This is a genomic window from Xanthomonas sp. GPE 39 (genome assembly GCF_000963005.1).
Taxonomy (GTDB): domain Bacteria; phylum Pseudomonadota; class Gammaproteobacteria; order Xanthomonadales; family Xanthomonadaceae; genus Xanthomonas_A.
The window spans coordinates 3,154,621-3,170,311 of the sequence record NZ_JZHZ01000007.1 but is presented as its reverse complement, the minus strand read 5'-3'; the positions used below and the strand labels follow the sequence as shown (position 1 = coordinate 3,170,311).

At 64.5% G+C, this 15,691-nt stretch carries 14 protein-coding genes; 10 read left to right on the top strand and 4 right to left on the bottom strand.

Annotated features, from left to right (window positions below):
• Window positions 1–30 precede the first annotated feature (30 nt).
• Window positions 31–1,191, bottom strand: coding sequence for a DNA-processing protein DprA (gene dprA, locus XALGPE39_RS13310; RefSeq protein ID WP_045728593.1), 1,161 nt, complete (start codon window positions 1,189–1,191; stop codon window positions 31–33).
• An 81-nt stretch (window positions 1,192–1,272) separates the two neighbouring features.
• The gene (locus XALGPE39_RS13305) at window positions 1,273–2,406 is read right to left on the bottom strand and encodes a LysM peptidoglycan-binding domain-containing protein (RefSeq protein WP_045728592.1); all 1,134 of its coding nucleotides are present in this window, start codon (window positions 2,404–2,406) and stop codon (window positions 1,273–1,275) included.
• Between the two features lie 139 nt (window positions 2,407–2,545).
• On the opposite strand from XALGPE39_RS13305, the gene def reads away from it, so the two are divergent.
• The 9 genes from def to XALGPE39_RS13255 all read left to right on the top strand — a co-directional run bounded on the left by def (window position 2,546) and on the right by XALGPE39_RS13255 (window position 12,565).
• Window positions 2,546–3,058 carry a peptide deformylase gene (gene def, locus XALGPE39_RS13300; RefSeq protein WP_045728591.1) on the top strand — a complete coding sequence of 171 codons (513 nt, stop codon included), beginning with the start codon at window positions 2,546–2,548 and terminating at the stop codon, window positions 3,056–3,058.
• A gap of 106 nt (window positions 3,059–3,164) precedes the next feature.
• Window positions 3,165–4,088 (top strand): methionyl-tRNA formyltransferase, encoded by a 924-nt coding sequence (gene fmt / locus XALGPE39_RS13295; RefSeq protein WP_045728590.1) that lies wholly within the window; start codon window positions 3,165–3,167, stop codon window positions 4,086–4,088.
• A gap of 16 nt (window positions 4,089–4,104) precedes the next feature.
• Complete coding sequence (gene rsmB, locus XALGPE39_RS13290) at window positions 4,105–5,424, top strand: 16S rRNA (cytosine(967)-C(5))-methyltransferase RsmB (RefSeq protein ID WP_045728589.1); 1,320 nt, start codon at window positions 4,105–4,107, stop codon at window positions 5,422–5,424.
• A gap of 25 nt (window positions 5,425–5,449) precedes the next feature.
• On the top strand, window positions 5,450–7,165 hold the full coding sequence (locus tag XALGPE39_RS13285) for a glycosyltransferase family 39 protein (protein WP_045728588.1): 1,716 nt from the start codon (window positions 5,450–5,452) through the stop codon (window positions 7,163–7,165).
• A gap of 73 nt (window positions 7,166–7,238) precedes the next feature.
• Window positions 7,239–8,306: a glycosyltransferase gene (locus XALGPE39_RS13280; RefSeq protein WP_045728587.1), complete on the top strand. Its 1,068-nt coding sequence runs from the start codon at window positions 7,239–7,241 to the stop codon at window positions 8,304–8,306.
• Between the two features lie 37 nt (window positions 8,307–8,343).
• Window positions 8,344–9,615, top strand: coding sequence for an O-antigen ligase (locus tag XALGPE39_RS13275; protein WP_235429817.1), 1,272 nt, complete (start codon window positions 8,344–8,346; stop codon window positions 9,613–9,615).
• Window positions 9,616–9,692: 77 nt separating this feature from the next.
• On the top strand, window positions 9,693–10,526 hold the full coding sequence (locus XALGPE39_RS13270; RefSeq protein WP_045728585.1) for a glycosyltransferase family 2 protein: 834 nt from the start codon (window positions 9,693–9,695) through the stop codon (window positions 10,524–10,526).
• Window positions 10,526–11,563 (top strand): CDP-glycerol glycerophosphotransferase family protein, encoded by a 1,038-nt coding sequence (locus tag XALGPE39_RS13265; RefSeq protein ID WP_045728584.1) that lies wholly within the window; start codon window positions 10,526–10,528, stop codon window positions 11,561–11,563. The genes XALGPE39_RS13270 and XALGPE39_RS13265 overlap by 1 nt, the downstream gene beginning before the upstream one ends.
• A gap of 246 nt (window positions 11,564–11,809) precedes the next feature.
• A complete protein-coding gene (locus tag XALGPE39_RS13255) occupies window positions 11,810–12,565 on the top strand; it encodes a YdcF family protein (protein ID WP_045728582.1) in 756 nt (251 codons plus the stop codon).
• A 99-nt stretch (window positions 12,566–12,664) separates the two neighbouring features.
• Here XALGPE39_RS13255 and ribA read toward each other — a convergent pair whose 3' ends face one another.
• Window positions 12,665–13,789, bottom strand: coding sequence for a GTP cyclohydrolase II RibA (gene ribA / locus XALGPE39_RS13250; protein ID WP_045728581.1), 1,125 nt, complete (start codon window positions 13,787–13,789; stop codon window positions 12,665–12,667).
• A 268-nt stretch (window positions 13,790–14,057) separates the two neighbouring features.
• Between ribA and XALGPE39_RS13245 the strand changes: the two genes are divergently transcribed.
• Entirely contained in the window at window positions 14,058–14,579 is a 522-nt protein-coding gene (locus XALGPE39_RS13245) for a GNAT family N-acetyltransferase (RefSeq protein ID WP_045728580.1), read from the top strand.
• A 27-nt stretch (window positions 14,580–14,606) separates the two neighbouring features.
• Here the strand turns inward: XALGPE39_RS13245 and XALGPE39_RS13240 are convergent, their stop codons facing one another.
• Window positions 14,607–15,521, bottom strand: coding sequence for a lauroyl acyltransferase (locus XALGPE39_RS13240; protein ID WP_045728579.1), 915 nt, complete (start codon window positions 15,519–15,521; stop codon window positions 14,607–14,609).
• Window positions 15,522–15,691 lie beyond the last annotated feature (170 nt).

Here is a 15,691-nt window from a genome sequence, read left to right as displayed (position 1 = left end):
GCGTCGGCAGACGCTGTGGAGGTGAAGAAACTAGGTTTTGCGGGTGTAACGACCGCGTTCAACCGCCACGTAGCCATCCAGTTCCATGGTCAGCAGCATGGAGGACACCGCTGCAGCCGTCAATCCGCTGCGTATGATCAGCGAATCCATACAGATGGGGTCATGTCCCAACGCCTGCCACAAGCGCTGGTAGTCGGGGTCGGGGAAGTCTGGCGTGGCACGGTGGTCGCTGCCATTTCCTTTTCCTTGGATGGGGGTGGACAGGCGTCCACGCAAGGCGTCTGCCAGTTCGGCGGCTAATGGCGCGATACCGGTCAGGACCTCCTCGGCGCTTTCCACCAGCCCGGCGCCATCGCGAATCAGGCGATGGCAGCCGCGTGCCAGGGGGTTGTGGATCGAGCCGGGAAGTGCGAAGACCTCGCGCCCGGCTTCGCTGGACAAGCGCGCGGTGATTAGTGCGCCCGAGCGTGTGGCGGCCTCGATGACGACGGTTGCCAGGCTCAGCCCGGCGATGATGCGGTTGCGGGCCGGGAAGTGGCCGGCTCTTGGTGGTGTGCCGGGCGGATATTCGCTGATCACCGCGCCATGTGCCGCAATGCGCTCGCGCAGTTCCGCGTTTTGGCGCGGGTAGGCTAGATCAGGGCCGGTGCCGACCACGGCGAGGGTGAGGCCGCCCTGGTGCGATAGTACGGCGGTGTGTGCGGCGGCATCGATTCCGGCAGCCATGCCGCTTGTCACCGCGATTCCTGCTGTCGCTAGCGCTAGGGCGAAGCATGCGGCATTGTCGCGCCCGCCTGCGCTGGGAGCGCGGCTGCCAACGATAGCCACTGCCGGGTGCCACATGACGGAGGGGTCGCCGTCCACGTACAGCGCTAATGGTGGGTTCGGTATGCGCAGCAGCAGTGCCGGGTAATCCGGGTCGTGGCAGCCGAGCAGGTGTCGGCGTGGCCCGGCCAGCCAACGTTGTGCGGTATCGAGTGCGTCTTGATCGGGCTGGCGCAGCGCTGCGATCTGTGCCGGTTCTAGGCCGGCAGCGCGCCAGGCGATGGGTCCCGCATCCAGGGCGGCTGCAGGACTGCCGTGGTGCTGTAGCAAGTGCCGGCGTGGGGCGCAGGCACCGCCTGCCAGCGATAGTGCCAGCAATGCGGCATTCTCGTCGTCCGGGTGTGGAGATTGGGGTGCGTGGGACATGCACCCAGACTGGGCCGCGAAGGCAGGCGGCGCACTCGGGCGCAGCCTGTTTCTATCGTAGGACTACTCCGCGTGCGCGGCTCAGTGTGCGTCCGGATGCTTGGCGTCGTAGCCGATGCGAGTGGGTTTGATGCCGTCCATCACCAGCGCATAGCTGACCTTGTCGAAGGTGCGGAACACCATGGCATGGGCGGCGTATTCGTCCGGCAGCGCCACGCTGCCGCTACCGCCGGTGAATCCGTCGTTGGCGCGCGAGGTGTTGGGGCGAGCTAGGCGGTCGTTGACTCGCGTGCCATGACGCCACAGCGAGACCACGCTGCCGTTGTCGATGCCCTCGCGGCGGCCACCGGACAGGGCGATTACATCGCGTGGGCCGGCTACGCTGAACGCGTCAGCCACCGCCAGCACGCGAATTCCGGCCGCCAGTGCCTGCTCGGATGCTGGATGCGGTACGAATTGCAGATCGTATGGATGTGCCTCGACCGCGATCAAACGGTCGCCGGCGCGCACTTCGCGCGCGCTGTCCTGCAACAACAGGGTGGTGGCCTGGTTGTCGTTGCCTGACGCGTGCGTGACAGTGCCAATGTTGACCTGGGCCAGTTCGTAGCCCAGTGATTCACGGCGCTTGTCCGGTGGCACGAAGTTCTGCCAGAGGTTGCCGCTGCCCGGGATGCTGTGGCCTGTGCTGTCGAGGTCGTCGCTGAGCTTGGGCAGGACGTAGCGCACGGTCGGGCGCACGATGGCATAGCGCTGTCCGACCTGGGACGTCCCCAGCCCGACGGCGTAGACCAGTTGTCCGGTGGTGGCGCGCATGCGGTTGTCTTCAAGGCCGACCACATAGGGCAGGCCGTCGATGCGGTCGACCACGCGCAGATTCTTCAGGAACGGTTCGACCTGGGAGAGTGGGATCGCATCGATCGGTGCCTCCTGGCGTGGCCCTGGTTTGATCTCGGCGTGGGCGACCCGATCCAGATAAGCCAGGCTGAGAACGTCGCCGGGGTAGATCAGATGCGGATTGCGTACCTGGGGGTTGGCCTGCCAGATTTCCGGCCACAACCATGGTTTGCCTAGGAAGCGCCCGGCAATGTCCCAAAGGGTGTCGCCTTTGCGCACCACATAGGTATCTGGATGCTCGGCGGCGATGCTCGCGGAAGCGGCGTAGATCGCCACGGTGAACATCGCGACGGCGACGACCGTGCGGAGTCGATTTAACATAAGGACGGAGCCTGATTCCCCAACAGGTTGGCGCACTATAGTCCAGAATCATGGGCGCGGCGCAAGCGCCCAGCTCAGAAACGGGTAGAATCTGCGAGGTCTTGCCGAATTGTCCGGCGCCCCCATCTTGGGTACCGCTATGGCCCTGCTTCCTATTCTCGAGTTTCCAGATTCGCGCCTGCGTACCAAGGCCGAGCCCGTCGATCCTGCCCAAGTCACCAGTGCGGCCTTCCAGCATTTGCTCGACGACATGTTCGACACCATGTACGACGCGCCCGGTATCGGCCTGGCGGCCAGCCAGGTGGACGTGCACAAGCGCTTCATGGTGATCGATGTGAGCGAGGAGAAGAATGCCCCGCAGGTGTTCGTCAATCCGCAGATCGTGCAGCGCGAAGGCGAGCAGGTGCACCAAGAGGGCTGTCTGTCGGTGCCTGGGATCTACGCCGATGTGACCCGCTCCGAGTCCATCACCGTGCGCTACCTCGACCGTCAGGGCCAGCCACAGGAGTTGACCACCGACGGCCTGCTGGCAGTGTGCGTGCAGCACGAGATGGATCACCTCGACGGTAAGTTGTTTGTCGACTACCTGTCCCCGCTCAAGCGGGAAATGGTGCGCAAGAAGCTGGCGAAAGCACGCAAGCACGTGGCCTGAGAGCTTGGCAGTGCCCAGTCTCGTGTGGGCGCGGTAGCGCCGCTGTTGGGTTGGGCACGGTCTGCCCTGGCGCATTTCTCTTTTCCTTTTTCGACATCCTTTGCCAATGAGAATCGTCTTTGCCGGTACGCCGGATTTCGCCGTGCCGTCGTTGCGTGCGGCCGCGCAGCGCCATGAGGTCGTCGCGGTCTATACCCAGCCGGACCGGCCTGCTGGTCGTGGTCGTGGTGTGACCCCCTCGCCGGTCAAGTTGGAAGCGGTGGCACGCGGTATTCCGGTGTTGCAACCGAAGACCCTGCGTGCGCCGGAGTCGCTGCAGGCTCTGCGCGCGCTGCGGCCGGACCTGATGGTGGTGGTCGCCTATGGCCTGATCCTGCCCAAGGCGGTGTTGGCCATTCCGACTCACGGCTGCTGGAATGTGCATGCCTCGCTACTCCCGCGTTGGCGTGGCGCCGCGCCGATCCAGCGCGCGATCGAGGCCGGGGATGCCGAGACCGGTGTGTGTCTGATGCAGATGGACGTCAGCCTGGACACCGGTCCGGTGCTGCTCTCGCAGCGCACTCCGATCGACGAAGCGGAGACCGGCGGGCAATTGCATGATCGCCTGGCTGTACTCGGTGCGCAGGTGTTGTCCGATGGTCTGGGACTGCTGCGTGCGGGATTGCGCCCGGTGGCGCAGCCGCAGCCAAAGACGGGTGTCACCTACGCGCACAAGCTGGACAAGGCGCAGGCGCGGTTGGATTGGCAGCAATCGGCAGCGCATCTGGCGCGGCAGGTGCGTGCCTTCACCCCGTGGCCGGTCGCTGAAGTTGTGCTGGCTGGCGAGCGGGTGCGAATACACGGCGCAATCGCCCTCGATCTGGCGCATAAGCAGCAGCCTGGCACCTTACTGACCGCGTCCAAGCAGGGCATCGACATCGCGTGTGGTCAGGGGGCGTTGCGCCTGCTTTTACTGCAGCGCGAGGGAGGTAAGACGATTACCGCAGCCGACTATCTCAACGCGCGACGCGATCTGCAGGCATCGGTCTGAAGGGGCGAGTGCTGCGATGAGCGTGACGTCATCTCTCCCATTGCCGCCTGGCGTGGCGCCACGCGTTATCGCTGCCCGGGTGTTGGTGGCGGTGATGGATCGCGGTCGCTCGTTGAAGGCCGAACTTGCCGCTGCGCTGCCGGGGTTGCCCGATGCGCGGGACCGCGCGTTGGTGGAGGCGATCTGCTTCGCCGTGTTGCGCCGGCGTCCTGCCTACGAGGCGGCGCTGCGGTTGTGGCTACAGAAGCAGTTGCCGCAACGCGATGCCGAATTGCGCGCCTTGTTGCTGGCTGGCTTCGCCCAGCTCGACGTGCTGGGGTTGGCACCGCATGCCGCGCTGTCGGCGACAGTCGAGGCGACGCGTGCGCTGGAGCGGCCGCGTCAGGCCGGGTTGGTCAATGCGTTGCTGCGGCGTGCATTGCGCGACGGGTTGCCGGTGGTTGCCGCCGATGCCGGTTGGCCACTGTGGTTGCGTGATGCGCTGTGCGCCGACTGGCCTGAACACGCCGAGGCGATCTTTGTCGCCAGTCAGCAACCTGCGCCGCTATGGCTGCGGGTCAACCGCCAGCGCGGCACGCGCGCGGCCTACCTGCAGGCGTTGGCCGATGCCGGCATCGCAGCGCAGGCAGCGCCGACACTCGCCGATGCGATTTGTCTGCATGTGCCGGTGGCAGTGAGCGCCTTGCCTGGTTTCGCCGACGGCTGGGTCTCGGTACAGGATGCCTCCGCGCAACAGGTCGCCGATGTGCTGGCGCCTGCACCGGGTGCGCGCGTGCTCGACGCCTGCGCCGCGCCTGGGGGCAAATCCGCGCATTTGCTCGAACGCGATCCGACGCTGTGCCTGACCGCGTTGGACGTGGACGCCAGGCGTCTGCAGCGCGTGCGCGAGACATTCGAGCGTATCGGGAGCGGGACGCAGGCTCGGTTGCAGGCCGCCGACGCGGCGCAGCCGCAGACATGGTGGGATGGGGTGCCGTTCGACGCGGTGCTGCTGGATGCGCCGTGCTCGGCCACCGGCATCGTGCGGCGTCAGCCGGACGTACTGTTGCACCGGCGACGCGAGGACCTGATCGCGTTGCAAGCGTTGCAGGCGCGCCTGCTGGATGCCGGTTGGCAGGTGCTGCGGCCGGGCGGAGTGCTGGTCTATGCCACCTGTTCGTTGCTGCAGGATGAGAATGCGCGGCAGTTGCAGGCGATGTTGGCGCGGCACGCGGACGCGGTGCTGGAGGATCCGGGCGCGGCTTGCGGGCATCCCAGTGGTGGCGGCCGCCAGCGTCTGCCTGGCGAGGAGGGCGCCGATGGGTTCTTCTACGCACGTTTGCGCAAGACGGCATGAACCGGCCCCGGTATCATCGCGCCCCATGCTGAAGACCCGCGCGTCCCGAGAGTTCTGGTTACTGGCTGTGCTGGCCTTGCTGGTGCTCGGGGCCGGCCTTGGTCTGCGCGATCCGCATCCGGCGGACGAGCCGCGCTTTGCGTTGGTCGCCAAGCAGATGGTGGAAAGTGGCGATTGGTTGTTCCCGCGTCGCGGGACCGAGTTGTACTCGGACAAGCCGCCAATGCTGATGTGGCTGCAAGCCAGCGTCTACACGTTGCTGGGGAACTGGCGGGTGGCGTTTCTGCTGCCGTCGTTGCTGGCGGGATTGGGCACGTTGGCCTGCGTCTACGATCTGGGCCGGCGCCTGTGGACGCGTCGGGTCGGAATGTACGCGGCTTACGCGTTGTTGTTCGCCCTTCAATTCACCTACCAGGCGAAGAGGGCGCAAATCGATCCATTGGTGGTGTTCTACATCACCCTGGCCAACTACGCGCTGCTGCGCCACCTATTGCGTGGCCCGGATTGGCGGCTGTGGGCGTTAGGGTGGTTCGCTGCGGGCCTGGGTACGATCACTAAGGGCGTGGGTGCGCTGGCGTTGCTGATGGTGCTGCCGGCCGCAGCGGCCTCGCTGGCGCACTGGCGCGGTTGCCTCGTCGGTGTGCGTGATCGGCGCTTCTGGTTGGGGCCATTGGCGTTTCTGGTGGCGGTGTCGCTTTGGCTGGTGCCGATGGTGACGACTGCGTTGTCGGCGCACGCGCCGGAATACCGCGCCTATCTCAACGACATCCTGTTCCGGCAGACCGCCGGGCGCTATGCCAAGTCCTGGGACCACGCGCACGGGCCGCTGTACTTTTTCGGGGTGATGCCAAGCATGTGGTTGCCGGTGCTGCTGGCCTTGCCTTGGGCGATCCCGGCCTGGGCACGACGCCTGCGTCGGCGCGATCCACGTTACCTGTTGCCGCTGGTGTGGTGGGGGCTGATCGTGTTGTTCTTCTCGATCCCGAGCGGTAAGCGTGATGTCTACGTTCTGCCGGCGTTGCCGATGCTGTGCCTGGCGATGGCACCGCTGCTCCCCGGGTTGTTACGCAAGACTGGGGTCAAGCATGTGTTGCGCGCTTTTACCGCGTTGCTGACCTTGGTCATCGGCGGTGTCGGTGTGGCGATCCTGCTCCATCATGGCTTCCGCGCGCGAATGATGGAGGAGCGCGGTATCGATTTGGCCGCCGTGCAGTTCCTGGGCTGGACGCTGTTGGTGATCGGGTTGTGGGGCGTGATCAGCCTGATGGTCTTTGCGCGGCGGCGTCCTGAACTGGCGATGGTGTCGCTGCTGACCCTGGTCTGGATGCTGGCGGGGTTGCTGGTCTATCCGCTGATCAACGTGTCCAGTTCTGCGCGTGGGGTGATGGACGCGGTCGGGCGCCGGATCGGCCCGAATGCCGAACTTGGTTTGGTCGCATGGAAGGAGCAGAACTTGCTGATGGCCGACCGGCCTGCTGTTACCTTTGGCTTTGTTGTGCCATGGGACGAGCAATTGCGTCGTGGCATCGCCTGGCAGGTGCAGGCACCGCAACGGCGCTGGCTGCTGGTCCAGGACACGGCGATGCTGCGTTGTATCGAGCGTCGCGCTAGTACTTTGGTCGGTGCGTCCAATCGGCGGATGTGGTGGTTGGTTCCCGCCGCTGCGGTGCATGGTCCGTGCCAGGTCAACGACGATGACCGTGATCGCCTGCGCGAGCAGGAAAAGGACCGTTTCGAATGAGCTGTGCTCACACTCCTTGCTGGTGCCGCGGAGTCGGTGGCGGCGCGTGCGCTGCGCGGCAGGGAGGCGGTGCATGCGGCCGCGCCTGATCCGCGTCATCAGCCGTGATAACGGAAGCGGATTGAGTCGCGATTTGCAGTTGGTCGCCGAAACTTTACGCAGCAGCGGTCGCTATCGGGTCGAGGTGCTGGGGTTCGGCACCGTGCGCCTGTCCAATCGGTTGCGCGAACTGCGTCTGTGCTTGCACAGCTTGCTGTGTGGCCGCGCCGATCTGCAGATCTTCCTCGAGCGTGTGTATCCGCGCTGCTTGGTTAGTGGCCGCTGCAACGCGTTGGTACCCAATCCGGAATGGTTCCTCACCAAGTGGCTACGCTGGCTGCCTCGCTTCAAACAGGTGCTGTGTAAGACCCGTCAGGCCGAGCAGCGCTTCGCTACGATGGGGCCGGCGACCGCCTTCATCGGTTTCTGCAGCGACGATTGCTACTGCCCGCAGGTGCCGCGCGAGCGCGCCTGCTTGCATGTGGCAGGGCGCAGTACGGCCAAGGGTACTGCAGTATTACTGCAGACTTGGGCGAAGCATCCTGAATGGCCGCGGCTGACGGTGGTGCAGAGCGCGAAGCGGCCGCATTCCATCCAGGCCGAGAACATCGATTATCTGACGGGTTATCTGGATCAGGGCGAATTGCGCCGCCTGCAGAACGCGCACCGTTTCCACCTGTGTCCGTCCGAGGTCGAGGGCTTCGGTCACTACATCATGGAGGCGATGAGCGTCGGCGCGGTGGTGATTACCACCAATGGCGCGCCGATGAACGAACTGGTGACTGCCGAGCGTGGGCTACTGGTCGATCCGGTCGGTGAGGGCGTTGACAACCTCGGTGTGCGCTATCGCATCGACGTCGCTGGTATCGAACGCGCAGTCGCGCAGGCCCTGGCGCTGTCGCCGATGCAGTGCGATGCCCTTGGCACGGCGGCGCGCGGGTTCTTCGAATTGCGTCGACGCGAGTTTGGCGAATGCCTGCATGCTGCCGTGGCCGATTTGCTCGGTGAGGTTTTGCCGCCTGATCCGCCAAGCCGCAGTGATGCCGACCTTGAACAGGTCAGGTCGGGTTGGGTTTCCGACTTGGATCATCCTGGATCCTGAATTTCTTCTAGCTGTCCTTTCGATGCCCCGATCCAGCGTGCCCCGCCATACCGTTTTCGTTCCCTTTCGCCAGGCACTTGCTGAACGTGGAGCAGCCCTGGCGTTGTTGTGCCTGCCGGCGCTGGTGTTGAGCCTGCGCAGCGGGCTGCTGCCGTTCGGTCTGTTGCTGCTGATCACCAGCCTGCTGGCGCTGCCTTGCCTGGGGCAGGCGGTGCGGCCGTTGCAGCCCTCGCTGCGCTGGCTATGGATCCTGGCTGTGTTGGTGATCGGGGTGTCGCTGTACTCGGTGCTTCACTTCGGGCAGCCGCTGAAGGAAATGGATAACCGCACCCGCTTTTTGGTGTTGCCGTGGACGGCACTGTGGGTGTACGCGTTACGCCCGCCGCAGCGACTGTTGTGGTGGGGAGCGTTGCTCGGCATCTTCGGTGCACTGCTGCTGGCCAGCGTGCAGGTGCTGCAGGGCCAGCCGCGCGCCGAGGGCTGGAGCAACGCCATCGTGCTGGCCGATGTGGTGCTGGCGCTGATGGTGTTGGCGGTATTTTGCCGTCCGCGCGGTTACTGGCCGTGGGCGATCATCGCCATCGTGGCCGGTGGTGCGACCATCCTGCTCAGCGGTAGTCGCGGCGTATGGCTGGGCGTGCTGCTGCTGCTGCTGGTCACCGCGCTGTGCGGCACGAGTTGGCGCAGTGGCGTAATCCGGCTCTTGATGTTGGGCGCGCTCGCCGCGCTGGCGGCGATTGTGGTCTTGAACGTCCCCGCGCTGACCCGTCAGACCCGCCTGAGCGAATTGCATCGCGACGTGCAACGCTACGAGCAAGGCGATAGCGATTCCTCAGCGGGTGCGCGCATCGAGCGCTTGCAGGTGGCAGCGGCGACTTTCATCGAGCACCCATTGCTCGGTGTTGGCGTGGGTCGTTTCGATACGGCCATGTTGCGCTTGCCGGACTGCCGGCGTGCTACCTGGGTGGAGCGCTGCCATCTGGGGCACGCACACAACGATCTGGCCGAGTGGAGTGCGACCCTGGGCATCCCGGGCACAGTGTTGATCCTGATGATCTATGGCGTGCCGATGTGGCTGCTGGTGCGCCTATACCGACGGCGTCCGCAGCACGAGTTCCATGGCCCTGCGGCGGCGGGGATCATGGTGGTTGTGGCCTATGTGTTGTGTGGCATGACCCAGTCGATGTTTGCGCACCAGGTGACGACCGGGTTTTACGTCGCGTTGGTCGGTGTGTTGATCGGCTTGGCGGCGCGCGAGGCCGCCGATGCCTCGGGCGCGACCGCTGAAGGCGCGGCGCGAAGCCGGTAGACTGCCATCCCGCATCTCGCGGTGTGGCGCCTGGCATCGCTTGTCGTCCGCATCGCACTTTCCGGATACCGCGTGCCATGGCCGACCCCGGCGTGACCACCTTGCCTCTTAGCCTGGTGGTGATGACTTACAACGAAGCCGCCAACATCGCGCGCTGCCTGGACAGCGTGCCGTTCGCTGGCGACAAGCTGGTGGTGGACTGCGGCAGTACCGATGACACCGTCGCCATCGCCCGCGCACACGGCGCACGCGTGGTCGAGCAAGCATGGCTGGGCTTCGGTCCGCAGCGTAATTTCGCCTCCACGCAGGCCGCATACGATTGGATTCTCGTGCTGGATGCCGATGAGTTTCTGTCCGATGCCCTGCGTGCCGAATGCCTGGCGCGGCTACCGTCGCTGTTGCGCGACAATCGCGTGGATGCGGTGTGGCTGCGGCGCAGTACCTGGTACATGGGCGCGCCGATGCGCTGGTACAAACCGATGGTCGGCGAGCGTCTGGCGCGTCTGTACCACCGTGGGCGGGCGTGCTGGAGCGATGCGCGCGTGCATGAGTCGCTGCGCTTCGATGGCGCCAGCGCCGAATTTGCGCCACCGTTCCATCATCTGCATAACCCGACCTTGGTGCATAAGCAGCTCAAGGTGCTGCGCTACGCTGAATTGAAGGCGCTTGGCTGGCGCGATAAACGCAAGCCGGTGAGAATGTGGCAAAGCCCGTTGGTGTTTGTCGGCGCGTTTTTGAAGGATTATCTGCTGCGTCGGGCGTGTCTGGATGGCTGGAGAGGCTTCGTCGTTGCGCAGACTGCAGCCAGCTATGCGCTCTACAAGCGCATGCGTTACTACGAGATGCAGTACAACCCTGACTCGGTGGAACAGGCGCGGACGCAACTGCAATGGCACGATCTGGAGCACTGATGAGCAAGCACTATCTGCTGTATGGATCCGAACGCTACGCGCTGGCGATCCTGCGCCCATTACAGGCGGCGATCCGCGCGCGTGGCGATCAGGCGGCGTGGTTCTTCGATGGCCCCGGTGCCGAGGATTTGAGTGCCGACGAGCGTCATCTGGCGACGGTGCAGGAGGTGTTGGCGTGGAATCCGTATGCGGTGATCACCTCCAGTAACGCGGTACCGCATTTTTTCCCGGGAGTGAAAGTCGAGACCTTTCATGGTTTCGACGCAGGCAAGCCCCGTCACATTTACGTTCGCGGGTTTTTCGATCTGTACTGCACCACTGGCCCGCGCGACACGCAGGCGTTCGGCGCGCTGGCGGGCAAGCTTGGCCATTTCGCGGTCAAGGAAACCGGTTTTCCCAAGCTCGATCCCTTTATGCGCGAGATTGGTGCCGAGCTTGTCCCGGTGCGGCAGCCGCCGGTGATTCTGTATCACTCCACGTTCTCGCCGTCGTGGAGTGCGGCCGGTCTGCTCTACGATGAGGTGGAGCGGCTCTCGCGCAGCGGCGAGTGGCGCTGGATCGTCACCTTTCATCCCAAGATGGACCCGGCGATGGTCGCGCGTTATCGCGCGCTGGAGAGTGAATTTTTGCGCTTCGCCGAGAACGACAATATTTTGGAACTGTTCCCGCAGGTGGACATGATGTGCTCGGATACCTCGTCCGCGCTCAACGAGTTCTTGCTCACCTACAAGCCGGTGGTGACCTTCAAAAACCGACGTCCGGGCCCGCAACTGATCGACATCGACGATCCAGCGCAGTTCGAGCCTGCCATCCGCCGCGCGCTACAGCGCCCACCGGAATTGATGGCGGCAGTACGCGCATTCGCCGATGGCCTGCATCCGTACCGCGATGGCCTGTCCAGCGAGCGCGTGCTGCGGGCGATTGATGACTTTGTCGCCGAGGGCGGACGCAATCCCCGGCGCAAACCGTGGAATTTCTGGCGCAAACTGAAGATCCGTCGCCGCATCGGCTATTGGGGGCGTGGTGCGGGGCGCTGAGGGGGCTGGCGCTGCTTACCAGCCGAGTGCAGTCGGCGCTGGTCCAATGGCCGAGATCGAGCCTGTGCCTGGTCTGCGGGCAGTAATATTGCGGCAGCCGTGTTTCGCCGTGGCGGGTGTCGGTCGTATGCAGTCCAGCGTCGCAGTGCTGCAGCTAAAACGAAGGACACTGCATGGGCCATGCGCGTTCTACTATATCGAGATATTTTATAATCAAAACGCCGCCAAGGCTCTAACGGTGACCATATGACAATAGTCTTGATGCTGCTAGGAACCCTTGTTGGTGTTCTGTTGTGCAGAAGAAATTGCAAGAAAACAGCCTTCGCTGTGTGGTCAGCAACTGCTTGCGCGCTGATCGCAATCGCATGTGGACCAGTGGCTCAAGTATTGGTGGATGACATGCAGGCGGACTATAGGGTCCTTGCTCGCCCTCAGTGGGGTGCTAAAAATGCAATCTTGGTACTTGGCATGGGAACCGAACGCATCAATGGTGCGGACTCGCCTGAGGTCGGGTCCTTTGCCTATGCACGCCTGGTGAAAGGGTTGGAGCTGTATCGCGAATGCAAAATGGCTTTGGCAGATTGCCGTGTGCTGATCAGCGGCGGCGACATGCAGAAACACGGTCGTTCTGAAGCGGCGGTTTATGCCGAGTCAATGGTGCGGATGGGTGTCAGTAAAACAGACTTGATCCTTGATGAGCGCAGCAAAAATACTTGGGAGAACGCTCGCAACTCTGCAGCGATCCTGAAAGTAATCAAGCCTGACCGAATAGTGCTGGTGACTTCAGGCGTGCACATGCGGCGTTCTCTTGAGTATTTCGCGCACTTTGGGGTCAAGCCGACGCCTGCTAGGAGCGACTACATTAATGCGATCCCATCGTTCATCCCGCTGTCGATTAATTTGACAATCGCGGATATGGCACTGCACGAATATCTTGGCATTGCGCGATTCCATATTTACAACGTGCTTGGGTTGAACAAGGCATCTGTCGATGCAGGATAAAGTGTAAGACGGCGCAACGACATTGGCGTGTCGCCGCCAAAGTCTTTTCATGCATTAAAACCTGTCACGTCTTGGTGGCGCTATATTTGTGATCCGACATTAACGGGTGGCCCGCAGCAACGCGTCCACGTCCAGCGCATGACCTGCGCGGGCAGCTTTGGTGCGTAGATAGCCTTCGTTCTCGGCGGTGATTGCGCCGGTGATCGGAAGACGTTCGGTGACTTCGATACCGGCCGCGCGCAGACGCTCGGCCTTGGAGGGATTGTTGGTCAGCAGGCGCACCCGCGCGATGCCCAGCCCACGCAGCATCGCCACCGCGCCGGCGTAGCGGCGCTCGTCAGCGCCGAAGCCCAGTTGCGCGTCGGCGTCGATGGTATCCAGTCCGTCGTGTTGGTAGCCGTAGGCGCGCATTTTGGTGGCGATGCCGGTACCGCGACCTTCCTGGTCCAGATACAGCAGCACGCCGCCACCGAGTTGCTTGAGCATGGCCAGGCCATGCCGTAATTGATCGCCGCAATCGCATTTGAGCGAACCGAACAGGTCGCCGGTCAGGCAGGACGAGTGCACTCGCACGGGCACCGGTGCGGTCAGGTCGGGTTGGCCGATCACGATCGCGACCTGGTCGCGTTGCGCCACACCGCCACGAAACACGACGAATTCGCCGGGGCCGAGGTCGCGCAGCGGTACCTGGGTACGGGTGACCAGTTCGTAACGGTCGGTGGCGGCCAAGGCGCAGGTGTGTTCCAGGTCCGCCAGTTGCAGTGCCTGGCAGCCTTGGAATGCGCTGTCGTCACGGTCGAGTTCGACGGCGACGATGGCTGGCAGCAGCAAGCCTAGCCGCGCGATCTCGGCGGCGCCGGCATCGAGGGCGTCGCCCGGTTGCCAATGCGCGGGGGCCGGGCTGTCACGCAAGTAGGCCAGCGTCGCCAGGGCCTCGTAGGACTGTCCGGCCAGGGCGACGCGTGCGCCCTGCGGCGCGCGCAGGCCCAGCACCTGTGCTCGGGTGGGCGTCACGAACAGGTAGTGCCGTTGCGCCGCAGCCTGGGCGAAATGTTGGTAAGACTGCTCGGTGCTGCTGTCCAGCGCCATGACCGCACGCAGACGGCCGCTGTGGTCCTGGATCAGCACGGGGCGTCCGGCACGTAGTTCCGAGGCCGCGCGTTCGCTGCGGATCGCGGCAGGGTCGCCGAAAGTGTGCGCGGACATGGCGGGTGGACGGGTCATGCATGATTCCAGATGGGGGGCGACGACGGCGCTTCAAGGCCGCCATGGTCCTGAGGTGGCGCGCGGTGGCGATGGGCGCGCGTGCCATTGTCGCGCGCTTTGCGTGCAGCGCCAGCGTGTATGGAGTGGAACGCACTGTGCCTGCTCGTGCGGGCCCAGTGATGCAACCGGATGCGCCGAATGCGGTAGCGCGACTGCGGAGAGCGGCGGTGTTCAAGTGCTGCCGATTGGTTTCTACTGTGCCCCATCCCGCCCAGCAGCGTTCCGCATGCATCTTGTTCACTGCACCGAGCCGCGCCATGCGATGGCGATCCTGGAAATCTTCAACGAAGCCATCGTGCATTCCACCGCGCTCTACGATTATCGTCCGCGCCCGCCGGAGAGCATGGCGGCCTGGTTCGCGGCCAAGCAGGCCGGCGCATTGCCGGTGCTTGGGCTCGAAGACGCCGCCGGTACCTTGCTCGGTTTCGCCACGTATGGTCCCTTTCGCGCTTGGCCCGCGTTCAAGTACAGCGTCGAGCATTCGGTCTATGTGCATTGCGCGCATCGCGGCAAGGGGGTTGGGCGGCGCCTGCTGCAGGCGCTGATCGACACCGCGCAGGCGCGCGGAGTGCATGTGCTGGTCGGAGGCATCGACGCCAGCAATGCCGGCAGTATCGCGTTACACGAACAACTGGGTTTCGTGCATGCCGGCACCGTGCGCGAAGCCGGCTTCAAGTTCGGGCGCTGGCTGGACCTGGCGTTCTATCAGCGCATCCTCGCTGGCCCCGCCGATCCGCAGGACGATTGATCGCGCGTTTCGGTTTGCCGGCTGTGTTCAGTGCGGATGTCGGGCGGTCGCGTAGGGATTGGGTTCGCTCGGGTCAGGGCGCAGGGTGTAGCGTTTGTAGGTCCACTGATATTGGGCTGGATCGCGTCGAGCCACGCGCTCGACTCCGGCGTTGAGCGCGGTAGCCGCGCGCAGCGGGTCCGCATCGGCGATTGCCGGGGGCGGCGGCTGCACGTGCAGGGCGAATTCCAGCTCGTTGCCCACGCGTTCGCACCAGGCGAACAGCACAGTCGCGCCGGTACGCTCGGCCAGACGGTTGACCAGGGTCATGGTCAGCGCTGGCACCCCGAAGAAGGGGGCGAACACCCCGTCGCCGGCTTTGGGCTGCTGGTCGGGGAGGATGCCGACCGCGCCGCCGTCCTTGAGTACCTTGAACAACTGGCGTACCGCTGGCCCTTCCGCACGCACCTGACGTACCCCCTCGCCGTGACGTACCCGTTGCAGGAAGGCGTCACCGATGGCCGACTCCGGGACGCGGTAGACGATGGTGATGTCCCCGCGTGAGGCCAACCATTGGTTGAGCAATTCCCAATTGCCGAAGTGCGGTGCGGCCACGATCACCCCACGGCCGCAGGCCAGTGCGGCGTCGTAGAGTTCCTGGCCGTGGCGCTGGCGTAGTCGTGCCAGGTTCTGCGCGGGCGGTCGTGTCCACAACACCAGGGTTTCGAATGCCTGCCGTGCGGTGGAGCGCAGCACGTCGTGGTGCAGGGCGATACGCTCGCTGGGCAGCAGTTCGGGATAGGCCAGTTCCAGGTTGCGTCGCACCACCCGGCTTTCGCGCGCGTCCATGCGCCGCCACAACCAGGCCAGACCATCGGCCAGGTGGCGTAGCCATGGCCAGGGCAGGCGTGCCACAGCGGCGGCGCAGCGGTACAGCAGGGAAGCGCATATGGCGGGTTTCATCGGTGCAGTTTATCCGTTTGGCAGCGCGCACCCGGCTGGCTGGCATGGGGGCGGTCCTCGCGCGGGGTGAGCCGGCGTCCCTCAGCCGTGTCAGTTGACGAGGTCGTGGGTGGGGTGACAGTGGGGTGGCGAAGTCGGATGCTTTTGCGTCCCCAGTTCAGTGTTCGGCG